General features: G+C 63.0%; 20 protein-coding genes. 13 read left to right on the forward strand and 7 right to left on the reverse strand.

The window, feature by feature from the left end:
• Positions 1 to 6 precede the first annotated feature (6 nt).
• From AWM79_RS02675 to tagH, 7 genes are all read right to left on the reverse strand, one after another.
• Positions 7 to 735 carry a PP2C family protein-serine/threonine phosphatase gene (locus AWM79_RS02675; protein ID WP_060782092.1) on the reverse strand — a complete coding sequence of 243 codons (729 nt, stop codon included), beginning with the start codon at positions 733 to 735 and terminating at the stop codon, positions 7 to 9.
• Positions 736 to 1,389 carry a type VI secretion system-associated protein TagF gene (gene tagF / locus AWM79_RS02680; protein WP_060782093.1) on the reverse strand — a complete coding sequence of 218 codons (654 nt, stop codon included), beginning with the start codon at positions 1,387 to 1,389 and terminating at the stop codon, positions 736 to 738.
• A complete protein-coding gene (tssM, locus tag AWM79_RS02685; RefSeq protein ID WP_060782094.1) occupies positions 1,386 to 4,889 on the reverse strand; it encodes a type VI secretion system membrane subunit TssM in 3,504 nt (1,167 codons plus the stop codon). Before tssM ends, tagF begins: the two co-directional genes overlap by 4 nt.
• Positions 4,886 to 6,211, reverse strand: a complete 1,326-nt coding sequence (locus AWM79_RS02690; RefSeq protein ID WP_060782095.1) for a DotU family type VI secretion system protein — start codon at positions 6,209 to 6,211, stop codon at positions 4,886 to 4,888. Before AWM79_RS02690 ends, tssM begins: the two co-directional genes overlap by 4 nt.
• A 6-nt stretch (positions 6,212 to 6,217) precedes the next feature.
• Positions 6,218 to 7,552 carry a type VI secretion system baseplate subunit TssK gene (tssK, locus tag AWM79_RS02695; RefSeq protein ID WP_060782096.1) on the reverse strand — a complete coding sequence of 445 codons (1,335 nt, stop codon included), beginning with the start codon at positions 7,550 to 7,552 and terminating at the stop codon, positions 6,218 to 6,220.
• Between the two features lie 15 nt (positions 7,553 to 7,567).
• Positions 7,568 to 8,065: a type VI secretion system lipoprotein TssJ gene (tssJ, locus tag AWM79_RS02700; protein WP_060782097.1), complete on the reverse strand. Its 498-nt coding sequence runs from the start codon at positions 8,063 to 8,065 to the stop codon at positions 7,568 to 7,570.
• Between the two features lie 90 nt (positions 8,066 to 8,155).
• Positions 8,156 to 9,553, reverse strand: a complete 1,398-nt coding sequence (gene tagH / locus AWM79_RS02705) for a type VI secretion system-associated FHA domain protein TagH (RefSeq protein WP_060782098.1) — start codon at positions 9,551 to 9,553, stop codon at positions 8,156 to 8,158.
• A gap of 398 nt (positions 9,554 to 9,951) precedes the next feature.
• Between tagH and tssA the strand changes: the two genes are divergently transcribed.
• The 13 genes from tssA to AWM79_RS25225 all read left to right on the forward strand — a co-directional run.
• Complete coding sequence (tssA, locus tag AWM79_RS02710; protein WP_060783933.1) at positions 9,952 to 10,980, forward strand: type VI secretion system protein TssA; 1,029 nt, start codon at positions 9,952 to 9,954, stop codon at positions 10,978 to 10,980.
• Between the two features lie 81 nt (positions 10,981 to 11,061).
• Positions 11,062 to 11,577 (forward strand): type VI secretion system contractile sheath small subunit, encoded by a 516-nt coding sequence (gene tssB, locus AWM79_RS02715; RefSeq protein WP_060782099.1) that lies wholly within the window; start codon positions 11,062 to 11,064, stop codon positions 11,575 to 11,577.
• A 15-nt stretch (positions 11,578 to 11,592) separates the two neighbouring features.
• Complete coding sequence (tssC, locus tag AWM79_RS02720) at positions 11,593 to 13,086, forward strand: type VI secretion system contractile sheath large subunit (RefSeq protein ID WP_060782100.1); 1,494 nt, start codon at positions 11,593 to 11,595, stop codon at positions 13,084 to 13,086.
• An 83-nt stretch (positions 13,087 to 13,169) separates the two neighbouring features.
• Positions 13,170 to 13,658: an Hcp family type VI secretion system effector gene (locus AWM79_RS02725; protein ID WP_060782101.1), complete on the forward strand. Its 489-nt coding sequence runs from the start codon at positions 13,170 to 13,172 to the stop codon at positions 13,656 to 13,658.
• A gap of 64 nt (positions 13,659 to 13,722) precedes the next feature.
• Complete coding sequence (locus tag AWM79_RS02730; protein ID WP_060782102.1) at positions 13,723 to 14,169, forward strand: type VI secretion system amidase effector protein Tae4; 447 nt, start codon at positions 13,723 to 13,725, stop codon at positions 14,167 to 14,169.
• Positions 14,169 to 14,594, forward strand: coding sequence for a hypothetical protein (locus AWM79_RS02735; RefSeq protein WP_060782103.1), 426 nt, complete (start codon positions 14,169 to 14,171; stop codon positions 14,592 to 14,594). The genes AWM79_RS02730 and AWM79_RS02735 overlap by 1 nt, the downstream gene beginning before the upstream one ends.
• Positions 14,588 to 15,097: a type VI secretion system baseplate subunit TssE gene (tssE, locus tag AWM79_RS02740; RefSeq protein ID WP_060782104.1), complete on the forward strand. Its 510-nt coding sequence runs from the start codon at positions 14,588 to 14,590 to the stop codon at positions 15,095 to 15,097. Before AWM79_RS02735 ends, tssE begins: the two co-directional genes overlap by 7 nt.
• Positions 15,094 to 16,953 (forward strand): type VI secretion system baseplate subunit TssF, encoded by a 1,860-nt coding sequence (gene tssF / locus AWM79_RS02745; RefSeq protein ID WP_060782105.1) that lies wholly within the window; start codon positions 15,094 to 15,096, stop codon positions 16,951 to 16,953. Before tssE ends, tssF begins: the two co-directional genes overlap by 4 nt.
• A complete protein-coding gene (tssG, locus tag AWM79_RS02750; protein ID WP_060782106.1) occupies positions 16,917 to 17,969 on the forward strand; it encodes a type VI secretion system baseplate subunit TssG in 1,053 nt (350 codons plus the stop codon). The genes tssF and tssG overlap by 37 nt, the downstream gene beginning before the upstream one ends.
• Positions 17,962 to 20,643 (forward strand): type VI secretion system ATPase TssH, encoded by a 2,682-nt coding sequence (gene tssH, locus AWM79_RS02755; protein WP_060782107.1) that lies wholly within the window; start codon positions 17,962 to 17,964, stop codon positions 20,641 to 20,643. The genes tssG and tssH overlap by 8 nt, the downstream gene beginning before the upstream one ends.
• A 59-nt stretch (positions 20,644 to 20,702) precedes the next feature.
• A complete protein-coding gene (locus tag AWM79_RS02760) occupies positions 20,703 to 22,643 on the forward strand; it encodes a type VI secretion system Vgr family protein (RefSeq protein ID WP_060782108.1) in 1,941 nt (646 codons plus the stop codon).
• 15 nt (positions 22,644 to 22,658) lie between these two features.
• Positions 22,659 to 23,093 (forward strand): DcrB-related protein, encoded by a 435-nt coding sequence (locus AWM79_RS02765; RefSeq protein ID WP_060782109.1) that lies wholly within the window; start codon positions 22,659 to 22,661, stop codon positions 23,091 to 23,093.
• Positions 23,094 to 23,102: 9 nt separating this feature from the next.
• Positions 23,103 to 23,452 (forward strand): hypothetical protein (locus tag AWM79_RS25225; RefSeq protein ID WP_167375413.1); only part of this gene is annotated, 350 nt, incomplete at its 3' end.

The following is a 23,452-nucleotide window of genomic DNA, read 5'->3' on the forward strand; positions in this document are numbered from 1 at the left end:
GGGTCTTCAACTGGCTTTGACGACGATTGCCGTAATGTTGTCGGGAGCGCCCCGGGTCAGGCCCAGGTGCACCAGGCTGCGCACCACTTCATAGGGCTGCGGGTGGCCGAGCACATCGCGGATTTCCGCATCCTCGGCGGTCTTGTTCAGGCCGTCGCTGCACAGCAGGTAGCTGTCACCGGAGAGCACCTGGAAGTTGCTCATCGACAGCTCCAACCGCGCCTCGACGCCAATCGCCCGAGTGACGATATTGGCCCGTGGATGCACCCGCGCCTCAGCCGCGCTGAGCAGGCCGCTGTCCTGCAGCTCCTGGACGTAGCTGTGATCGCGGGAAATACCCTCCAACTGGCCGTCGCGCAGGCGATACAGGCGGCTGTCGCCAGCCCACAGACAGACGGCGGCATCACCGCGCACCGCCAGCAGGACCACGGTGCTGCCCATCATCGACACGCCACGGTGGGCGGTTTCCTCGCGGACCGCTGCGTTGACCTCGGCCAGACGCGTGCGCAGGGCGTTGCTGTAGATCGCTAAGGACTCCGATGGCGGAATACGACGCAAAGTGTCGACGATCAGGCTGGCGACGTAATCGCCCGCCGTGTGCCCGCCCATGCCATCGGCGATAGCCCACAGGCCAGCGGCGGGCAATTCCAGGCAAGCGTCTTCGTTGATCTGGCGAACCATGCCGACATGGCTGTAGCTGGCGGACCGGTAGCTGATTGCAGGAGCGCCGGACATTTAGCTCGGCACCCCGCTGCCCAACAGAAAACTGCCGAAATGGGCGGTCGCCGGCAGCCCTGTACAGCGCATCAGACCGGCGGCGATCCGCTGCGAACCCAGGCCCCACCACAGACTCGCACCGACACAGGCCTGCTCGGCCAAGGCCAGGCCACGGCTTCGCGCATCCAGCGCGGTAAAGCGCTGCAAGCCGGCGAAATCACAGGTCGAGGCCTTATTGGCAAACGGCAACCCACCGAGGTTGCGCACACCCTGGTCGAAGACCTCGAAGCTGGCCTCGTCTTGCAGGGTTGCCAGCAACAGGGCCTCGGCCTGTTCGAACCAGTCATCGGCGCCACCGACCACCATCGCCAATGCCTGTCCGGCCTCCAGCGGTTGGGCGATGGTCAGCGGAAAATAACGACCCACCCGGTCGATACTCGGCATCAGCACGCCGGCAATCGCCTCGAGCCCGCAGACACCCGGCGCCAGCACAAAGCGCCAAAGCGGACTGACCAGATACACATTCAACCAGTCGCTGCCTAGCTGCTGCTGGCTGGCGAGCAGGCCGCGGGCCAGCCAGGCGTCCCATGGTTCCACGAAACCCTGAGGCAGGCCGCGACTGATAAAGTCGCCGCGGCTGGCCAGCTTGCCGTAGAAACCCGCCGTCGTCATAGGCGCTCCGGCAGGCTGAAGCCACTGAGCACACGACTCTTGAACGGGTTGAACGCGCTATTGGCGCGCAGCTCATAGGAGATGCTCGCACCGTCCACGCGCAAACGCAGGTTGAAACGGTCCGGGGACTGGCCAGCTACCAGGTCCGACTGCTCCAGCAGGCGAAACCAGGCCCACGGGCCATCCAGGGTGATGGCGGAGCGACCCGTCACCGAAGCCGGCGAGATCGACAAGCGGACCACGCCGATACTCCCCGGATTGGGCCATTGCATCGCCACTGGCCGGCTCGGACCGTGGTCATAGCTGATCTGCTGGCCATCGAGATCGAGCTGGAACTGGCTGATCGAGGCATCCATCGCCAGCGGTTTCAACTCGAACCGCACGATCGGCTGAGTGCCACCGGAACGGAAGAAGGCATCGCGAATCGACGCGGCCCGCTGGAAGGTCTGCAGCGCACTCGGTGCAATCCCCAGCTTCTGCGCCGCGCCCGGCTGCCAGCGCCAGGTCGCCGCCGAGGTATCGACGTAGGGTTGCAGGTATTTACGGAAGTAGTTGTCCATCACCCCGCCCACCCCGAAGAACTGGCCGAAGTCATCCAAGGTCGCATCCCGGGCGCTGCCAGGGGCCAGCGGATAACGGCCGCCGAGAGATTGCCGGTAGACATTCACCACTTCACGGGTCCAAGCCGCGTTCAACTGGTTGCGCACCCCGCCCATCATGTTGTTGGTGGTGGCGCTGACCACCGATTTGACCAACCCCTGGACCAACGGCGGCTGGCGCTCGGCGCTCAGGCTGACCCGCGCGGCGGCGGCGCTGGCCTGGTGCTTCGCTTCACCGAGCAAGGCATCGCCACTGGCACCGACCATGGCGCTGACCTGCACGTACAACGCATTGATGTCCGCCAGCAGGCCATCGATGGCCGCCGGCTCGCCCTCGCCCTTGTTGACCAGGGCATTGAGTTCGGCGAAGTGCGCGCTGACCGGGTCCTCGCTCACCACCGCAGGCGCCGTGCCGGTCGCCTGCTCCAGGCCGAGCATCGAGCCCAGGCGCTGCTTGATCTGATCGACACCGCTGTCGACTTTCTGGCCCTGAGCCTCCAGCAAGCGTTGTTCCTGTTGCAGATCGGTTTCCTTTGCCACCGCCACCAGCAGTTTTTTCAGCGGCGAGGTCGGACCGGAAATCACCCGCAGGACATCGGCCGCCTGGGCCACGCTGGTGATCGGCACAAAGTCGATATCCGCCAGCAGGGCCTCCCATTGGCGCAGGTAGTCCTGGAAATACAGGCGCCGCACATCCGCCGCCAGGCTGGCGACATTCTGTTGCTCGGCCTGGTCACGGCCCAGCACCCATTGTTCTTCGGCCAGGGTTCTGGCCTGGCTCAGGCTGCTCAGCAGGAACGCCTCGCGATAGCCCTTGGCGGTAAAAAAGCCGCTCAGCGGATCGCCCAGCGGCTTGCCGCTCTTGCGGCTGAACACCAGCGCGGCATCGCGGCCCACGGCTTCGTTCAAGCGAAACTCGGGCACCCCTTCCGGCAGCTTCTGGCGCTTGACCCGGTCGTAGACCCGCTGCGCCACCGGCAACTGCTGCAATTGTCGGCGCAGGTCGTCTATCAGTCGCTCATCCAGTCGGGCATTCGGCGGGCGACGCTCGAATAACGCCTTGAGGTGCTCGCCCAGGGCCAGCCGCTGCTGCGCAGGCAAATCACGGGGCAGGCTGCGATCCCAGTCGAGGGCGATCCAGGCCTTGATGAACTGCGCATCGTAATGCTCGTTGTCGGCGAGCATCAGGTAGGCCTTCAGCCCCTCATAGAGGAAGTCCGAGTTGCCACCACCGTGCAGTTGCTCCTCGACACGGGTCAGCAGGCGCGGCGCGAACACCGCGATCAACAGCTTGCGATAGACACTGGCGGACTCGGCCTCAAGCATGTCGCCCTGATACAACCCCAGGCCTTCGGACCAGCCCGGCGCATCGCCGGCCAGGTGCTTGACCGCATTGAGCAACGCCAGCACCGCCAGGACATCGCGCTGTGCCGAGCTGAGGTTCTGCACGCTCTGGCCCAGCGGCGCGACCTTCTGGTCGACCTGGGCAATATAGACCTGGTTGGCGCGGTAGCTCACTAGCCACAACGTACCCACCAACACCACCACCGCGACCGTTGCTGCCAGCACGCCACGGGCCAGCCATCGGCGCCGCCGCTCGACCGTGGGATTGACCCCGACCAGCCCGCGTTCGGCGAAGGCCACGGCGGTGAACAGTTTCTCGATGAAATAACTGCGCCCGGTGCCATCCTGGCGGGCCAGTTGCTGGCGATCCAGGTTCATGCTCTGGGCCATGGCACCGATCAGGCGGTCGATCGGGCTGCCTTCCTGGGTGCCGCTGGTGAAGTACACGCCGCGCAGCAGTGCCCGGTTCTCATAGGCGTTGGGTTTGAATACGCCGTCGAGGAAGCTTTGCAGGCATTCCTTCAGCGCGCCGAACTGCTGTGGGAAACCGTAGATCAGGTCGCGTCGCGCCGGGTCGCGCTCCTGCTGCAGGCGCTCGACCAGGCGGGCATTGAGCCGCTGCTCCAACGCCGCGAATTCGCGTTTGAAGTGCGGCAACGGACCTTCGCTGCTCTTGCCGTCGTCCAAGGCAAAGGTCATGCCCCAGACCTGCGCCCGTTCTTCCTTGCTCAGGGCATCGAAGAACTCCATGAACCCCGGCACCAGGTCCAGCTTGGTCAGCATCAGGTAGATCGGGAAACTCACCCCGAGCTGGGTGTACAACTCCTGGATTCGCGCACGGATCGCGCTGGCATGAGCCGCCCGCTCGGCATCGGTGCTCAGCAGCAGGTCGGACAGACTGATGGCGATGAAAGCACCGTCGATGGGCCGGCGCGAACGCTGGGTCTTGAGCAGGTCGAGAAAGCCCAGCCAGGCCGCCTTATCCACCTGGGCATGGCTGTCCTGGGTGGTGTAACGCCCGGCGGTGTCCAGCAGCACCGCTTCGTCGGTGAACCACCAGTCGCAGTTGCGCGTGCCACCGACACCGCGGATCGCCCCGGCGCCGAGCTGCGCGGCCAGGGGAAAGTGCAGGCCGCAATTGACCAGCGCCGTGGTCTTGCCCGAGCCCGGCGGGCCGATGATCACGTACCACGGCAATTGGTACAGGTTACGCCGCTCGCCACCGCCGAGCTTGGCCTTCTTAAGCAAGGCCAGCGCTTCGTCCATGCGCTGGCGCAGGATCGCCAGTTCCTCGGCGGTGGCCACGTTGGCGGGGTCCGCCACGGTTTCCGCGGCCAGGCTCTGCATGACCTTCGCCGTCTGGCGGTGAGCCTGGATCAAGCGGAACAGGCGATAGCCGAACCACACCGCGAAAATCAGGATGATCAACGCCCAGCGCCGACCTTGCGCCACGAGCACTTCCAGCACCGGGCCGGCAAACCAGATGATCCCGCTCAGGAACATCAGCCCCACCAGGGGGATCACCCAGCGAATGACAAAACCGGAAAAACCCTTCACTCGACTCCCTCCGCCAAAACGGTGATTTGCACCCGACGATTCTTCGCCCGGCCCTCGGCCGTGGCATTCGAGGCCAATGGCTCGGTGTCGCTGCGCCCTTCGGCGCTGAAACGCGCAGGCGTGCCGGTCTTCGCCGCGAGGATCTGCAGCACCTGTTCGGCTCGCGCGTGGGACAAAGCCCAGTTCGACGGAAACCGCAGGGTGGCGATCGGGCGGTTATCGCTGTGGCCGCTGATCCTTACCTGCCCTTTGACTTGGTGGATGGCATCGGCGATGCGCAACATCAGCGGCTGGAAGTCATCGACGATGCTCGAACTGGCCGAGGCAAAGAGTTCGTCGCCGCGAAGGGTCACCACCGAGCGATCAACCTGATCCTCGACGGCGACCTTGCCAGCCTTGATCTCATCGGCGAGAAACCCCGCCAGGCGTGGCCGTTCCACCCGCTTGGGCTGCGCCACGGGACGGTCGATGGTCTGCACCGGGATCTCGCCCAGGGCATGGATACTCTTGAACACCGGCTCGGCATCGGCGGCCAGCTGCAGTCGCAGACCGATCAATAGCGCCAGCAGCAACCCCAGGCCCAGGGCCACGCCGACCCAGGGCGGCACGAACTGGGTCAGGCGATCACGCGCCACACTAAGGCCGCGCCAATGCGGCGACAGCTCGCGCTCGTACTCGCCACGGGCGCTGCGAATCGTCGCGCTGGCGCGTTCGCGCAGGGCATCGAGCTGGCGGCGACCGTCGTTCATTACCCGGTAACGGCCTTCGAACCCCAGGCAGATGCACAGGTACAGCAGCTCCAGCAGGTACAGGCGCTCGCGTGGGCTCTGCAGGCAATGCTCGAGCAACTGAAACACCTTCTCGCCGCCCCAGGCCTCGTTGTGCACGGTGATCAGCAGGCTCTGCTTACCCCATTCACTGGCACTGCCCCACGGCGTACTGAGCACCGCTTCATCAAGAGCGGTGCACAGCGCGTAGCGCGCCAGTAGCACTTCGTTGCGGGCAACCCCGGCGGCTTCGGCGCGCTCTTCGAACTGACGTAGATAGGCCAGCAGTTGCGCGCGCAAGCTCGCCGGCGCCGAATGGGCGATGGTGTTGCGCAACCGCGTCAGCAACGCCAGCAACACACCGGCGGCGCTTTCCAACGGATTCAGGCCCTGCGACTGGCCAGTCGGCAAGGGCGCGGCCGGTATCGACAAGGGCGCCACCGGCTCGGCTCGGGCCGCGGCTTGCGGCAACCGGCCACCGGGGCGCGGCATGAACTGGGTACGTTCGTTGGGGACCGGCGCGGGCTGGCCCAACGGATCTTCATTGGCGTGCATCGCGGCTTATCCTCGAATGGCCCAGAAGGCCAGGTCCAACCCCGGGAACTCGCCAGCGACATGGAACGCGAAGCCACCGGAGTGCGTCAGTTGCTTCCACTGCTCGCTGCCACGATCCAGTTCGTAGTAGGTGGAACCGGCGTGGAACGGGATCTGTCGGGGCGCCACCGGCAACGGCAACAAGCCGATACCCGGCAACTGCAAGTTGACCATGTCGCGGATGTGCTCCACCGAGCCGATCTTGCTTTGTTGGGCAAAACGCCCGCGCAAGGTTTCGCTGGGGATATCGGCGCGCACCACGAGAATGAAGCTGGCGTTGTCGATCAAGGTCTTGTCGGTGAGCATCGCCACGTGGACGCCGTAGGCTTTCTCGGCAATCGGAATCGGCGTCGCCTTGCTGTCGATCAGCATCGACAGCGCTTCGCGTAGCGCCTGCATGACCGGGGTGAAGCTCAAAGCCAGGGCATCGTGCTGGTACTGCGGGTATTTGGCCGAGCGTCGGCCACTCTGGGAAAAGGTGGAAAACTCGCCGGCCAGGCTCACCAGCTCGCTGTAGAAACGCTCGGGGTGCAACGGGCTCAACTGGCTCAGGTGATTGACCAACGGTTCGGCGCGGTTGACCAGTTGCAGCAGCATGAAGTCAGCGATCTCCGAAGCGCCGCCCGCGCCCGAGGCGACGACCCGGCCAGCCAGGGCTTCGCCACGCTGGTGCAAGAGCCCCACCAGCTCGCTGCGAAAAGCCGTCAACGGCTGACTGGCGGCCACGTCCAGTACCGGCGGGATATAGCGCTCATCCAGCACCAGGACGCGGTCGGCACGTTTTTCCTTGATCCGCACCAGGCCGATGGCCGCGTAGTCGCTCAGGCCATCGCCAGCGGTCAGCAGGCGCAAGGCACGGGAGCCGACGGCTACCGCCGCACGATTCTCGAACGGTGCGTTATCGTCACGCACTTCGCGCACTTGGCTCAGGTAGCGCGCACTGCCGAGTTCCTCGCTTTCGTCAACGGTGTCGCGGGCACCGGCACGCTTGAGCGCCAAGGCGAGATAGACCACCCCGTCACGCAGGCCGTCCTCGATGTTCAGCGGACTGGGTGCCACGTCGTCATGGGGAATATTGAACGGCGTGCCATCCGGCAGCAGGCCCCGAGCGGAAACGATGGCCAGCTTGCCCTGGGCCAACAGACCCTGGTCGATCAACAGCTCGGAAAAACCCCAGGCGCCGACCGCCAACGGGCGACTGCGGGCATCGATCAGGTTTTCCAGATAACGGTCATGCTGCTGGAAGTGCTGCGTTGCGATGAACATGCCTTCCGACCAGACCACTCGATTGTTCCAGGACATGGCTTCTCCGTTTGCCTAAGGGGCGGTGCGTTCGACGGCGCTACGTACAGCATGCGCATCGAGGCTGATCTGATAGTCGGTAACTTGTCTGGGCGGGACGTTGAACACGCTGCGCCAGAGCGCTTGGTCGATTTCGCGATAACCCACCACCAGCCCGACTTGGCGGGTCGCGGGGTCGAGCAGGCGCTCGACGCTCAATTGCTCGCCGGGCCGGACCAGCACTTCATCCTGGTCGACCAGATCGGCACCGAGGGTGGTCCGGGCCCTCTCCGCCAGGGCGAAATAATCGGCACGGCTGAAGTTGGCGGTGTTCTTCAGCTCGAAGATACGCACGCGCACCGGAGCCGGCGCGCCGTTGGCGCCAGGGTTGAGGCCGGCGCTGGCCTGGAAATTCAAGACAATGCTGGCGCTATCGGCAACCGGGGCAACGGCGGGCGCGGGAGCCGCCGCGTTCCTGGTACATGCGCTCAGCAGCAGCGTCGCGGCTACGGCGAGTAAAACTCGGTGAATCATCCTGCGTCCTCAATGACGTGCTGAACTTTCCGTTAAATCCTGTTGTGCATTCGGCCCGCAGAACGGCGGCCGCCATGCCAGCCCCTGGCGCTATCCGCCGCGCAACCGCGCACTGTGTTCTTCATAGGCCCGGCTGAACTCCCGTCCGAACAAGTCCTGAAAGTCCTCTTCGGCCTCGCGGGAAATGTTCGTATACAGCTCGGTAAACTGCTGCCAGTACTGCGCCTGGCGCGAACCGCTGAACAGCTTCGACAAACCACCGGGCCGGCTCATACGGGCCTCCAGCTCGGTCGGCTCGAAGCGCTTGAGCAAGTGTTTGATTGCCGCTTCCACCCCGGCCATGACTGCCATCTGGTGGGCCCGCAGATCATCGAAACTGTCTTGCACCGCCTGGTCCGGCGCCATGAAGGCCTGGTTGCCATGACGCAGCAGCAACAGCAGCGCTTCATCGGCATTCGGCGCAAACTTCAGCGGATTGTTTTCCATTGGGCGAATCATCGTCTGCTGCATGCGGAACTCGCCCTTGAGACTGCTGCGAGCACGCAGGACGTCGATCAGACCCTCGACCATCAGCCGGTAACTGCGCCCGATGGCCTCCATCTGTGCCTCCACTTCGGCGCCGTCGATCCGCAACCGGTCCAGACCCGCACCGCGCAGGAACGCTTGCAGCAGCAACGCCTGCGATTCAGTCGGCGCCGGAGAGCCGAGTAGCGGAACCACAGGCGCAACGGATGGCTCGGTCATTGCTGTCACGGGTGGCGCGCAAGTCGGCTCGACAACCTCGGGCGTCATCACCGCTACGGCGACTGGCGGCGTGCTCGCGACCTCCGGCGTATCGCCGACCAGATCCCAGTCTTGCGGAATCACCCCCGCCACGCTAGCAATCGCAGGTGCAGCCACGGCAGACGGTGGGCTCAACGGTGTCGGCGGACGGAAATCATGCTGCTGCGCCGGCACATGATCCGGCAGGGTAGCCGGCGGTACGCTCGACGGTGCCAGGAAGTCGAACAGGTCGGGCAGGGTATCCGTCGCCGAGCTGCCCTGGAAATGCATCGCGGAGGTATTGACCGACGCTGGTATCGGCGCTGGAGCCGCACGCCCCATCAGCGCCTCGAAACTATTGGAAGTGTCCGCTGCGCAAAGAGCGACATCGGCCAGTTGCAGATTGAAATCGATCCGTGCGCGGATCTCGTATTCACCGATACGGATAACTTCGCCATCCTGCAATGGCTCGCTGTTACCTCTACGCAAACGAATGCCTGCATTAACCAGCTCCACTCCATTTGTACTGTTATCGGTCAGATAGTAACGACCCTCTTTATATTGAATAACGCAATGTCGTGAGGAAACCAATCGCTCTGGATCGGGAAGTACCCAGTCGTTTTCGCAGCCACGGCCAATTGCCATAACTCCCTTGTCCATGGATTTCTCTGAACATTGACCTGGGGTGATCTTGTGATAACTAGTAATAGTCAAACACAGCGACATTGCGCCTCCTTGCCGTACTTCCACACATGATCAGCCTGCCGCAATGACCTTGCGGCGGGCCTTGTTTCGGGTCACGAGAATCCTGGAAAAAATATGTCAAATCCTTACTAACTTACCGAACAAAGAAAGTAGGATTTTTCCTACGAGATATTAAAAAACGAAAACTTTCTGACCCAATAACAGAAAATTCCTACGGGTGTGTCATATCAGTAACAAAGAACCGAGAGCTTACACTTGACAAGCCATAACTACTACACCAAAAATGTGAAACTTCTTGTTTTGAAGTAATGACTCAACAGCATTGCAGCGTATATACCTGTAAGACATGGAAGTTCTCTAAGTAAACTTTCGAAACAAATTCCTGGCTGCCCGACAGCCCGATAAGGAGATCGAAGTTGGTGGATGTGCCACTGTTGCTCGCCGCTGTTGCCGCGAACTCGCCCTGCGGCGAGGACTTGGAATATGACGCGCAATTCTTGCAATTGGAGCGCGATGCCCAAGGTAAACCCGAGCGTAGCATGGGCGATTCGGTGCACCTGGCCGAGCCTCCCGCCTGGCGTGCCATCGAGCAGTCAAGCGTGGCCCTGCTACAGCGCAGCAAAGACCTGCGCATCACCCATTTCCTGGCGCAAAGTGCTCTGGCCCTCCACGGCTTCGCCGGCCTCAACCAGGCCCTGAGCCTGATCAACCAACTGCTCCAGCGGCACTGGGCCGAGCTCTACCCATTGCTCGATGCCGATGACGACAATGACCCCACTGTGCGGGTCAATGCGCTCTCGGGCCTGGCCTGCGAAACCAATATACGCCTGCTGCGCGAAAGCGTGCTGACCCGCTCCAGGGCCTTCGGCACCGTTACCCTGCGGGCGGCACTGAACGCCAGCGGCCTGCAGGGTTTTTCCGACGAGAGCCTGAGCGCCGACGAGCTGGGCGGCGCCCTGCGCGACACCGATGCACGGCAACTGCAAGCCGTGCGCCGCACCTTGAGCGAAGCCTGCGGCAACCTCGAGGCCATCGAACGCTTCGTCTGCGAGCAGGTCGGCTCGGCCCAGGGTGTCGACCTGAGCGCCTTGCGCCAGCCGCTCAAGCTCGCACTGCAAGTACTTGGAGAGTATGCCCCGGGCAGCGCCGACGAGCCGGAACCCGACAACACCGGGCGTGGCGCCGCCCCCCCCGACCATCACCCTGTCGGCGCCCATGCGGCAGCGGTTCCACGCGCCACGGGCGAGATCGGCAACCGCGATGATGTGCTGCGCAACCTTGACTGCATCCTCGCTTACTACACCCGCCACGAGCCCTCGAGCCCGCTACCGGTGTTGTTGAATCGGGCGAAAAACCTGGTCCACGCCGACTTTGCAGCCATCGTGCGCAACCTGATTCCCGATGGCATATCCCAGTTTGAAACCCTGCGTGGCCCCGAAGGCGAATAAGCCCGCACGGACCACGCAGTTACGTTAACGGCCCATACCGATGACGCCTACACCGTCGCAGCAGCGACCAGGAGCAGCAACGTGGCGAAGCAAAGTTCTCAGAAATTCATCGCGCGCAACCGTGCGCCGCGGGTCCAGATCGAGTACGACGTGGAACTCTACGGCGCCGAAAAAAAGGTCCAGTTGCCTTTCGTCATGGGCGTGATGGCCGACCTCACCGGCAAGCCCGCCGAACCCCTGGCCGCCGTGGCCGACCGCAAGTTCCTGGAAATCGACGTCGACAACTTCGACTCGCGCCTCAAGGCCATGCAGCCACGGGTCGCGTTCAACGTGCCGAACGAACTGACCGGCGACGGCCACCTAAGCCTGGACATCACCTTCGAGAGCCTGGACGACTTCAGCCCCGCCGCCGTGGCGCGCAAGGTCGACTCGCTGAACAAGCTGCTCGAAGCGCGGACCCAATTGGCCAACCTGCTGACCTACATGGACGGCAAGACCGGCGCCGAGGAAATCATCATGAAAGCCATCAACGATCCGGCGTTGCTCCAGGCCCTGGCGAGTGCGCCAAAGCCCCAGGATTCCGAGCCCAGCGCTTAATCAGGACGAACGATCATGACCCAGTTGCAGCAACACAATCAGCCTCTGCAAAGCACCACCAGCGAACCCAGTGAGTACGCCAGCCTGCTGATGCAGGAGTTCAAGCCCAAGACCGAGCGCGCCCGCGAAGCCGTCGAAGGTGCCGTGCGCACCCTCGCCGAGCAGGCCCTGGCACAGACCAGTCTGGTGTCCAACGATGCCATCAAGTCAATTGAATCGATCATCGCCGCCATCGACGCCAAGCTCACCGCGCAGATCAACCAGGTGATCCATCACCCTGATTTCCAGCAGTTGGAAAGCGCCTGGCGCGGCCTGCACTACCTGGTCAGCAACACCGAAAGCGATGAGCAACTGAAGATCCGCGTGCTGAACATCGCCAAGCCGCAATTGCACAAGACCCTGAAGAAGTTCAAGGGCACGGCCTGGGACCAGAGCCCGATCTTCAAGAAGATGTACGAAGAGGAATACGGTCAGTTCGGTGGCGAACCCTACGGCTGTCTGGTGGGCGACTACTACTTCGACCAGTCGCCACCGGATGTCGAATTGCTCGGCGAACTGTCCAAGGTCTGCGCGGCCATGCATGCGCCGTTCATTGCCGCCGCTTCGCCGACGGTGATGGGCATGGGCTCCTGGCAGGAGTTGTCGAATCCGCGTGACCTGAGCAAGATCTTCACCACCCCGGAATACGCCGGCTGGCGTTCGCTGCGCGAATCGGAAGACTCGCGCTACATCGGCCTGGCCATGCCGCGCTTCCTCGCACGCCAGCCCTATGGCGCCAAGACCGACCCGGTGGAAGCTTTCGCCTTCGAAGAAGACACCCACGGCGCCGACAGCAGCAAATACACCTGGGCCAATGCGGCCTACGCCATGGCGGTGAACATCAACCGCTCGTTCAAGCACTATGGCTGGTGCTCGCGGATTCGCGGCGTCGAGTCCGGTGGCGAGGTCCACGACCTGCCGGCCCACAGCTTCCCAACCGACGATGGCGGCGTGGACCTGAAGTGCCCAACCGAAATTGCCATCTCCGACCGTCGCGAAGCCGAACTGGCGAAGAACGGCTTCATGCCGCTGCTGCACAAGAAGAACACCGATTTCGCAGCGTTCATCGGTGCCCAGTCGCTGCAGAAACCGGCTGAATACGACGATCCGGACGCTACCGCCAACGCCAACCTGGCCGCCCGCCTGCCCTACTTGTTCGCCACCTGCCGCTTCGCGCATTACCTCAAGTGCATCGTGCGCGACAAGATCGGTTCGTTCAAAGAGAAGGACGAGATGCAGCGCTGGTTGCAGGACTGGATCCTCCAATACGTCGACGGCGACCCGGCCCACTCCAGCGAAACCAGCAAGGCCCAGCACCCGCTGGCGGCGGCGGAAGTGGTGGTCGAGGACATCGAAGGCAACCCGGGTTACTACACCTCCAAGTTCTACCTGCGCCCGCACTACCAGCTCGAAGGCCTGACGGTTTCGTTGCGCCTGGTCTCGAAATTGCCGTCGGCGAAAGGGGCGTAACCCGCACCCGCAACCACAGCGAACCCCCACCGAAGGCGGGTTGCGGCTAACAACATCGTGGTAAAGACCACGGAGGAGAAAGCATGGCTGTTGATATCTTCATCAAGATCGGCGACATCAAGGGCGAGTCCCAGGACGAAGCCCACAAGGACGAGATCGACGTCCTCAACTGGAGCTGGGGCATGTCCCAGTCCGGCAACATGCATGCCGGCAGCGGAGGCGGTGCCGGCAAGGTCGAAATCCGCGACCTGGCGATCAACAAGTACATCGACAAGTCCACGCCAAACCTGATGATGTATTGCAGCAGCGGCAAGCACATCGACAAGGTCAGGCTGACGGTGCGCAAGGCCGGTGGCGACAGCCAGGTCGAGTACCTGGTGATCAATCTGGAAGAAGTCATCATCACCTCTCTGAGCACCGGCGTCTCTGGCAGCGATGATCGCTCCACCGAAACCATCACCCTGAATTTCGCTCAGGTACGGGTCGACTACCAACCACAGAAAGCCGATGGCGCCCGCGAAGGCGGTCCGATCAAATACGGCTGGAATATCCGCTCGAACACCAAGCTTTGATTGCCTGCGCCCCGTCGTCATCGATGGGGCGTTTCATGTCCTTTCGAATCAGAGAGTCGGATTTATGGCCAAGCCTTCGTTTATCAATTTGTGGAATAGTTATCCACTCTACTCCCCGCCGCATCCTCCAGCTTGTGATGGTCCCTGGAAGAACCAGTGTGCTATTCGCATGAGCATTGCGCTCAATAGGGAACTGACCATCAAGGTCAACAAGTCCACCTACACCGAACCCAAGTGTGCGCACGAGCATGCAAGGGGTGCCGAATCGCTGGCGAACTGGTTGTGGAAGCATCATCTCGGGCGCCCGACCATCCTGAGTAACAGCGCCGAAGATCGCCGCAAGTTGATGGGCAAGACGGGGCTGATCTTCTTCAAGGATTGCTTCCAGCAGTCAGGGGAGTTCGAGGAAAACCGTACCGGCGATCATATTGATCTATGGAATCGCGGCCTGACTCTAACTGAGGACCTCTTCTACAGATCCAAAGCTGTCTGGTTCTGGGAGCTCGCGTAATGAAAAAGCCATTGCTTGCCATAGGCCTGGCGACAGGTCTGATCAGCCTGAGCGCCTTCGCCGAACATGCCACAACGCCAACGACCCAGGCCATATTCGTGGGCCAGCCGCTCCAGCTGGTTGACGATCAAGGCCAATGCACGCTGGTCAGACCCGACCAGAGTCGCATGAAACTGGATATGGAATGGCCTTGCAGCTTCAGCTTGAATAACCAGCAGAAACTGCGCATAGAAACGTTCGACAACATTCCGATTTTTTCGGTCTGGCGTAGCGAGCACATGCCGGCGCCCAGTCACCACTGCCTGAGTAAAATGCAGGCTGTCCGCCAGATCAAGGGAATCCTGGAAGCGGGAGTGGTAAGCACGTTCGCGTCCTGCGGACCCGGCACAGACCAAAAAATGTATATAACTCCTTTTGTATGGTGACCGAAATCGCCCGCCGCGTCCACCTGTCCCTGCTGGACCGGTTGACCGACGACGAGCCCGGCCACCTACGGGAAGGCACCGACAAGCGGGTAGTGTCCCTGAGCCAGCTCCAGGCGTCGGTGCTGCGTGACCTGACCTGGCTGCTCAATACCACCTCGCTGCTCGACGCCGACGCCACCGCACACACCCCGGCGGGGACCTCGGTGATCAACTACGGCCTGCCGGCGCTGGCCGGCTACAGCGCCTCTAGCATCAATATCCCAGCCCTGAAAGAGCTGATCCACAACGTTATCGTCACCTTCGAACCGCGCATCATGGCCAGTACCTTGCAGGTCCGCGCCCAGGTCGCCCAGGGCGAGATGAACCACAACGCCCTCAGCTTCGAGATCGAGGGGGATCTCTGGACGCTGCCCGTCTCCCTGCCATTGTTGCTGCGCACTGACCTCGACCTGGAGTCCGGCCAGGTGCGCGTGGTTCCGGTCGAGCAACGGAGACGCCCATGAACCCACGCCTGCTCGACCTCTACAACCAGGAACTGCGGCACGTGCGCGAAAGCGCCGCCGAGTTCGCCAAGGAATACCCGAAGATCGCCGGGCGCCTGACGCTGTCCGGGATCGACTGCGCCGATCCCTATGTCGAGCGCCTGCTGGAAGGTTTCGCCTACCTCACCGCACGGGTGCAGCTCAAGCTGGATGCCGAATACCCGACGTTCACCCACAACCTGCTGGAAATCGCCTACCCACACTACCTGGCCCCGACCCCATCGATGACCGTGGTGCAACTGCAGACCAATCCCGACGAGGGTTCGTTAGCCAGCGGTTTCACCCTGCCCCGCGACAGCGCGCTACGCACGCCCCTGGGCAAGGACACCCATACCGTCTGCGAATACCGCAGCGCCCATGCTGTGACCTTATGGCCGCTACAGGTCAGCCACGCCGAATACTTCGGCAACCCCTCGGCGGTACTCGGGCGCCTGGCCGCCAGCGAACCGAAAGCCAAGGCCGGCCTGCGCCTGACCCTGCGTACCGGGGCCGGGCTGGCCTTCAACCAGCTTGAGCTGGACAGCCTGCCGCTGTATCTCAATGGCGCCGACGAACAGCCGTTCCGGCTCTACGAGCAACTGCTGGGCAATGCCTGCGCGGTCTTCGCCCGAGCCCCAGGCGGCGACTGGGTTGAACGCCTGCCAGCCGACGCTCTGCGCGCCTGCGGCTTCGACGACCGCGAGGCGGCGATGCCGGTGGTGGCCCAGGCCTTCCAGGGCTATCGGTTGCTGCAGGAATACTTCGCCTTGCCCCAACGCTATCTGTTCGTCGAGTTCGCCGGGCTGGGCCGTGCGGTTAAACGCTGCGCGGGCCGGGAGCTGGAACTGATGGTGCTGTTCGAACGCTTCGATCCGAACCTGGAAGCCAGCGTCGGCAGCGCGCAGTTCGTGCCTTTCTGCACGCCGGCAATCAACCTGTTCCCCCTGCGCGCCGATCGCAGCCACCTGTCCGAGCAGGTCAACGAACACCATCTGATCGCCGACCGGACCCGGCCCATGGACTTAGAGATCCACTCGCTGACCGCCGTCACCGGCTATGGCCACGGGCCTGACCAGCCATTCCTGCCGTTCTATGCCGTGCGCGATCCTTCCCGCTATGGCCGTGACCAGGCCTACTACACCCTGCGCCGCGAACCGCGGGTGCTGTCCAGCAAACAACGGCGCAAGGGCACCCGCTCGACCTATATCGGCAGCGAGACTTTCATCAGCCTGGTGGACAGCCAGCAGGCACCGTACCGCCACGACCTGCATCAACTGGGCTTCAGCGCCTTGTGCACCAACCGCGACCTGCCGCTGTTCATGAGCGTCGGCACCGACCAGAGCGACTTCACCCTGGCCGACAGCGCCCCGGTGTCGGCGGTGCGCTGCCTGGCGGGACCGAGCCGACCACGCGCCAGCCATGCCCACGACAACAAGGCCTGGCGCCTGATCAGCCAATTGTCGCTGAACTACCTGTCGCTCAGCGAACAGGGCCATGGCGCCGCCGCCCTGCGCGAACTGCTGCGCCTGTACGGCGACAGCAACGACGCCGCTCTGCACTTGCAGATCGAAGGTCTGCGCGAGGTCAGCAGCAAGGCCTGCACACGACGTCTGCCCATGCCGGGACCGATCGTCTTCGGTCGTGGGCTGGAGATCACCTTGGAATTTGACGAGAACGCGTTTCGCGGCACCGGGGTGTTTCTCCTCGGCGCGGTGTTCGAACGTTTCCTGGCACGCTACGTGTCGATCAACAGTTTTACCGAGACGGTGATCCGTACCACCGAACGCGGCGAGATCATGCGATGGAAAGCCAAACCCGGACGCCGTCCGACCCTCTGAGCACGCTCACGGCGATGCAATCCAAACCCTGGGAATACGACTTCTTCCAGGCGCTGCGGCGTATCGAGTGCGAATCGTCGCACCTGCCGCGCCTCGGTCATTCATTGCGCCTGGCGGACGACCCGTTGCGCCTCGGCCAGCAGCTCGACTGTGCCTTCGCCCCGGCGACACTGGCGGCGCTGTCGCCGGCCACCGAGACCAGCGCGGCGCGCCTGGAGCAATTCTTCTTCGGCCTCGGCGGCCCCAACGGCCCGTTGCCGCTGCACCTCACCGAATACATCCGCGAGCGCCAGCGCAACCATGCCGACAGCACCAGCAAGCGCTTTCTCGATGTGTTCCATCATCGCCTGCTGAGCCTGTTCTATCGGGCCTGGGCCGAAGCGCGACCGACCGTCAGCCATGACCGCCCCGACGACGACTACTGGGCCGCGCGCCTCGCCGCCCTGAGTGGCCGAGGCATGCCCAGCCTGCTCAAGCAGAGCTTGATCGCGGACATCGCCAAGCTGCACTTCAGCGGCCACCTGGCTGCGCAGACCCGCTACCCGGACGGCCTGAAGGCGATCCTCGGCGAGTATTTCGGCCTGCCGGTGGCCATCGAGGAATACGTCGGCCAGTGGCTGGAGTTGCCGGAGCGCAGCCGGGTCGGTGTCAGCGCCCACCAACTGGGGGTGGACTTGTGCCTCGGGCGCCACGTCTGGGACCGCCAGCACAAGTTCCGGATCCGCTTCGGCCCGCTGAAGCTCGATGAATACATGAGCCTGCTGCCCGATGGCGAGCCCTTCCGCCATCTGGTGGCCTGGGTCGCCGAATACCTGGGACACGAGCTGGATTGGGATCTCAACCTGATCCTCGAACAGCCCGAAATCCCCAGGCTGCAACTCAACCGCCGGTTTCGCCTGGGTTTCAACACCTGGATCGGCTCCCCCCCAGAGGATGCCAGCGATCTGATCCTGGCCCGGCATTACGCCGAACACGCCACACCAGCCCACCACTCAAGGAGCACAGAGCATGGGTGAAATCAGTCGCGCCGCGCTGTTCGGCAAACTCAACAGCGTCGCCTACAAGGCGATCGAGGCCGCCACGGTATTTTGCAAACTGCGGGGCAATCCCTATGTGGAGCTCGCCCACTGGGTGCACCAGTTGCTGCAATTGCACGACTCGGACCTGCACAGGCTGGTGCGCCAGTTCAACCTCGAACCGGCGCACCTGGCCCGCGACCTGACCGAAGCGCTGGATCGCCTGCCCCGTGGCTCCACCTCGATCACCGACCTGTCGTCCCATGTCGAGGAAGCCGTGGAGCGCGGCTGGGTCTATGGCAGCTTGATGTTCGGCGAAAGCCAGGTGCGCACCGGCTACTTGGTACTCGGTATTCTCAAGACGCCGAGCCTGCGCCATGCGCTGCTGGGACTGTCGGCGCAGTTCGACAAGATCAAGGCAGAGGCCCTAAGCGAACGTTTCGACGAATACGTCGGCGACTCGCCGGAAAACCACCTGGCCGCCAGCGACGGCTTCAATGTCGGCGCCGTGCCGGGCGAAGCCAGCGCCGCCATGGCCCCGAGCGCCATGGGCAAGCAGCAAGCCCTCAAGCGCTTCACCGTCGACCTGACCGAACAGGCCCGAAGTGGCAAGCTCGACCCCATCGTTGGCCGGGACGAGGAGATCCGCCAACTGGTGGATATCCTCATGCGTCGGCGCCAGAACAACCCGATCCTCACTGGTGAAGCCGGAGTCGGCAAGACCGCCGTGGTCGAGGGTTTCGCCCTACGCATCGTCGCGGGCGACGTGCCGCCGGCCTTGAAAGATGTCGAGCTGCGCAGTCTCGATGTCGGCCTGTTGCAGGCCGGCGCGAGCATGAAGGGCGAGTTCGAACAACGCCTGCGCCAGGTCATCGAAGACGTCCAAGCCGCGCCCAAGCCGATCATCCTATTTATCGATGAAGCCCACACCCTGGTCGGTGCCGGTGGCGCCGCCGGCACCGGTGACGCGGCCAACCTGCTCAAGCCCGCGCTGGCTCGCGGCACCCTGCGCACCGTGGCCGCCACCACCTGGGCCGAGTACAAGCAACACATAGAGAAAGACCCGGCGCTGACCCGCCGTTTCCAGGTGGTGCAGGTCGCCGAGCCCTCGCAAGCCAAGGCCCTGCTGATGATGCGCGGCGTCGCCTCGACCATGGAAAAACATCACCAGGTGCACATCCTCGATGAAGCGCTGGAAGCCTCGGTCAAATTATCCCATCGCTATATCCCGGCGCGGCAGTTGCCGGACAAATCCGTCAGCCTGCTGGACACCGCCTGCGCGCGCGTTGCCATCAGCCTGCATGCGGTACCGGCGCACGTCGATGACAGCCGCCGGCGCATCGAAGCGCTGGAAACCGAGTTGCAAATCATTGCCCGCGAACACGCCATCGGCATCGATACCGGCGCCCGCCAGGGCAACAGCGAAACCTTGCTGAGCAATGAACGCGAGCGCCTAGCCGAACTGGAAAGGCGCTGGGCCGAAGAAAAAGACTTGGTGGACGAACTGCTCGCCACTCGCGTCGAACTACGCGAAAGCGTCGGCGTGGTCGACCGCGAGACCGGCACCGAACAGGCACACGCCTTGCGAGAAAAGCTCGTCGACCTGCAACAGCGCCTCAATACCCTGCAAGGCGAAACCCCGCTGATCCTGCCGACCGTGGACTATCAGTCGGTGGCTTGCGTGGTGGCCGACTGGACCGGCATTCCGCTGGGCCGCATGGCCCGCAACGAACTGGAAACCGTGCTCAGCCTCGACCGGCACCTGCAAAAACGCATCATCGGCCAGGACCATGCACTGCGGATGATCGCCAGGCGCATCCAGACCTCCCGTGCCGGCCTCGACAACCCGAGCAAGCCAATCGGCGTGTTCATGCTCGCCGGTACCTCCGGCGTGGGCAAGACCGAAACCGCCCTGGCCCTGGCCGAAGCCATGTATGGCGGCGAACAGAACCTCATCACCATCAACATGAGCGAGTTCCAGGAAGCCCACACCGTCTCCACCTTGAAAGGCGCCCCGCCCGGCTATATCGGCTATGGCGAAGGCGGCGTGCTGACCGAAGCGGTGCGGCGCAAACCCTACAGCGTGGTGCTGCTGGACGAGGTGGAAAAAGCCCACCCGGACGTGCATGAAATCTTCTTCCAGGTCTTCGACAAGGGCGTGATGGAAGACGGCGAAGGCCGGGTGATCGACTTCAAGAACACCCTGATCCTGCTCACCACCAACGCCGGCACCGACCTGATCGCGCACCTGTGCAAAAACCCCGGCCACGTGCCCGATCCGCAGGAGATCGCCAAGGCACTGCGCCAACCGTTGCTGGAAATCTTCCCGCCGGCACTGCTTGGGCGCCTGGTGACCATTCCCTACTACCCGCTCAGCGACAGCATGCTCAAGGCAATCACCGGCCTGCAACTGGGCCGCATCAAGCAGCGTGTGGAGAACACCCACAAGGTCGCCTTCGATTTCGACGACGCGGTGATCGACCTGATCGTCTCGCGTTGCACCGAGACCGAAAGTGGTGGCCGGATGATCGACACCCTCCTGACCAACAGCCTGTTGCCGGACATGAGCCGCGAATTCCTCACGCGCATGCTCGAAGGCAAGGCCTTGGCGGGAGTGCGGATCAGCGAGCGCAACAACGAACTGCATTACCAGTTCAGCGAGACCGTTGCCTGAACCGAACCCCTTTGTGGCGAGCAAGCCAGACCGAACCCCACAGAATCCAGAGATAGCCGATGCCATTCACCCAAGCCACCCGCCTGGCCCAAGTCCACAGCCCGCTCGGACCGGACGTGCTGTTGCTCAAGGAATTCGGCGGCGGCGATGAACTCGGGCAACTGTTCGACTACCAACTGCACCTGACCTCCAACGACGGCGCTATTGACCTGAACCGGCTACTGGGCAAGTCCATGAGCTTGTCGCTGCAGATCCAGGGTGGCCTGCGCTACTTTCACGGCATCGTCGCACGGTGCAGCCAGAACGTCAGCCAGGGCCAGTTCGCCAGCTATTCGGTGACCCTGCGACCCTGGCTCTGGCTACTGACCCGGACCTCCGACTGCCGGATCTTCCAGCACCAGAGCATCCCGCAGATCATCAAACAGGTGTTCCGCGACCTCGGCTTTTCCGACTTCGAAGACCTCCTCAGCCAGCCCTACCGCGAGTGGGAATACTGCGTGCAGTACCGCGAGAACAGCTTCGATTTCGTCAGCCGGCTGATGGAACAGGAAGGCATCTACTATTACTTCCGCCATGAAAAGGATCGGCACGTGCTGGTCCTGGCCGACGCCTATGGCGCGCATCATCCGGCGCCGGGCTACGAGTCGCTGCCCTACTACCCGCCGGACGGCCAGCACCGCGAGCGCGACCACCTCAACGATTGGCATCTGGCCCAGGAAGTCCAACCTGGCTCCCTGGAACTCAACGACTATGACTTCCAGCGCCCCAGCGCGCGGATCGGCGTGCGCTCGGCCACGCCGCGCCCGCACACCGCCGCCGACTACCCGCTCTACGACTACCCCGGCAGCTATGTGCAAAGCCAGGACGGCGAGCATTATGCCCGTACCCGCATCGAAGCCTTCCAGAGCCTGCATGAGCGCGTCCAGCTCGACGGCAATGCCCGTGGCGTCGGTGCCGGGCACCTGTTCAGCCTGACCGGCTTCGGTCGCCAGGACCAGAACCGCGAATACCTGATCGTCGCCGCCCGCTACCAGATGACCCAGGAAAGCCTGGAGTCCGGCGCCGCCGCGACTGGCGCACAGTTCGAAAGCAACCTGACCTGCATCGACGCGCAGCAGAGCTTCCGGCCGCTGGCGAACACCACGCGGCCCATCGTCAACGGCCCGCAGACCGCCGTGGTGGTCGGTCCCGCCAGCGAGGAGATCTGGACCGACCAGTTCGGCCGGGTCAAGGTGCACTTCCACTGGGACCGTCACGACCAGTCTAACGAAAACAGCTCCTGTTGGATTCGTGTGTCACAGGCCTGGGCTGGCAAGAACTGGGGCTCGATGCAGATACCGCGAATCGGCCAGGAAGTCATCGTCAGCTTCCTCGAAGGCGACCCCGACCGGCCCATCATCACTGGCCGGGTCTACAACGCCGAACAGACGGTGCCCTACAACCTGCCCGCCAATGCCACCCAGAGCGGCATGAAAAGCCGTTCGAGCAAGGGTGGCACGCCGGCCAATTTCAACGAAATCCGCATGGAAGACAAGAAGGGCGCCGAGCAGTTGTATATCCATGCCGAGCGCAACCAGGACATCGTGGTCGAGGTCGATGAAAGCCATTCGGTGGGCCATGACCGCAATAAGAACATCGGCAATGACGAGGTGGCGACCGTTGGTAATGATCGCCACTTCGCAATCAAGCATGACGACAGACTCCTGGTCGGTTGCAGCAAGACCGACGCCATCAGCAAAAGCTACTTGATCGAAGTCGGTGAAAACCTGCGCCTGGTCTGCGGCAAAAGCGTGCTGGAGCTCAATGTCACCGGGGAAATCAACCTGACGGGGGTAAAGATCAATGTCTATTCCGAAGCCGATTCGCAAATCAATACCGGAGGCAAGCTGAAAATGAATATCGGCGGCAAAGCGGGTACGACCCCGATGGGCCAAGGGCTCAAAAGCACCATCGACGCCAACGTCGATTTCATGTTTCCCCAACCAAACCCTGAGCAATAGGGAGTACCGCGTTCCATGACTTATCGACTCAACGAAGTGCAATTGGCCCTGCCTGGCCAAGAGGTGCAGGACGCATCGATCAACATATTGAAGTTCGCCGACCTGGGCACTTCGCTGATCGTTAGCCGTGCACTGCTTGGCGAAGGGGAAACCTTGCAGAGCAACTTTGAAGCGCAGTTGAAGAAGCTCCAAGAGCAGGTCGGGGAACTGTGCTACCAGGCGCCTCGGCCTGTACGGGTCGGCGCGGACCGGGACGTGACGGCCCTGGAGGTGCGGAGCCAGTTCAACAAGGGCGCCGAATGTATTTATCAATATCAACTGGGGCTGCTGCTGCCAGGCAGCCGCCAATTGCTCGCCCTGAGTTATGTCAAGACGCAACCCATGGGCGATAGCGACAACGCTTATTGGGCGAACTTGAAAGACTCGCTGATCCTCAACCACCAGCCTTGAAGCACTTCTATGTCTGAGTCTGATACCTATTCGGCCGCCCGCGAAGGCGATGCCCTGCTGCACACCGCGCCGATGGCCGACGTTCTGGGCGGCGTGCTGGAAATCGCCGCCTCTGTCGCGTTCGGCACACTGGCCACCACGGCGGTTGTCGCGGCAACGGGCCTTACCGTCGCCACCGGTGGGCTGGGCTGCCTCGTACTCGGGAGTGCGGTGGGCATTGCGGTCGGCGTCGGCATGAACCAGACCGGCACCGACGAGGAGGTGAAGCAGTTCTGCGACTGGCTAAGCAATGCGCTGTTTCCGCCCACGGTCCAGGCTTATATCACCACCGGCTCGCCCGACACCTTTATCAACGGCAA

It is taken from the genome of Pseudomonas agarici (genome assembly GCF_001543125.1).
Lineage (GTDB): Bacteria > Pseudomonadota > Gammaproteobacteria > Pseudomonadales > Pseudomonadaceae > Aquipseudomonas > Aquipseudomonas agarici.

What these genes read in the sequence shown, in the direction of transcription:
- AWM79_RS02675 (WP_060782092.1), bottom strand. Translation starts at nt 735, where the DNA reads ATGTCCGGCGCTCCTGCAATCAGCTACCGGTCCGCCAGCTACAGCCAT.
- tssH (WP_060782107.1), top strand. Translation starts at nt 17,962, where the DNA reads ATGGGTGAAATCAGTCGCGCCGCGCTGTTCGGCAAACTCAACAGCGTC.
- AWM79_RS02725 (WP_060782101.1), top strand. Translation starts at nt 13,170, where the DNA reads ATGGCTGTTGATATCTTCATCAAGATCGGCGACATCAAGGGCGAGTCC.
- tssC (WP_060782100.1), top strand. Translation starts at nt 11,593, where the DNA reads ATGACCCAGTTGCAGCAACACAATCAGCCTCTGCAAAGCACCACCAGC.
- AWM79_RS02730 (WP_060782102.1), top strand. Translation starts at nt 13,723, where the DNA reads ATGGCCAAGCCTTCGTTTATCAATTTGTGGAATAGTTATCCACTCTAC.
- tagH (WP_060782098.1), bottom strand. Translation starts at nt 9,553, where the DNA reads ATGTCGCTGTGTTTGACTATTACTAGTTATCACAAGATCACCCCAGGT.
- tssG (WP_060782106.1), top strand. Translation starts at nt 16,917, where the DNA reads ATGGAAAGCCAAACCCGGACGCCGTCCGACCCTCTGAGCACGCTCACG.
- AWM79_RS02760 (WP_060782108.1), top strand. Translation starts at nt 20,703, where the DNA reads ATGCCATTCACCCAAGCCACCCGCCTGGCCCAAGTCCACAGCCCGCTC.
- tssJ (WP_060782097.1), bottom strand. Translation starts at nt 8,065, where the DNA reads ATGATTCACCGAGTTTTACTCGCCGTAGCCGCGACGCTGCTGCTGAGC.
- tssK (WP_060782096.1), bottom strand. Translation starts at nt 7,552, where the DNA reads ATGTCCTGGAACAATCGAGTGGTCTGGTCGGAAGGCATGTTCATCGCA.
- tssF (WP_060782105.1), top strand. Translation starts at nt 15,094, where the DNA reads ATGAACCCACGCCTGCTCGACCTCTACAACCAGGAACTGCGGCACGTG.
- AWM79_RS02690 (WP_060782095.1), bottom strand. Translation starts at nt 6,211, where the DNA reads ATGCACGCCAATGAAGATCCGTTGGGCCAGCCCGCGCCGGTCCCCAAC.
- AWM79_RS02765 (WP_060782109.1), top strand. Translation starts at nt 22,659, where the DNA reads ATGACTTATCGACTCAACGAAGTGCAATTGGCCCTGCCTGGCCAAGAG.
- tagF (WP_060782093.1), bottom strand. Translation starts at nt 1,389, where the DNA reads ATGACGACGGCGGGTTTCTACGGCAAGCTGGCCAGCCGCGGCGACTTT.
- tssE (WP_060782104.1), top strand. Translation starts at nt 14,588, where the DNA reads ATGGTGACCGAAATCGCCCGCCGCGTCCACCTGTCCCTGCTGGACCGG.
- AWM79_RS02735 (WP_060782103.1), top strand. Translation starts at nt 14,169, where the DNA reads ATGAAAAAGCCATTGCTTGCCATAGGCCTGGCGACAGGTCTGATCAGC.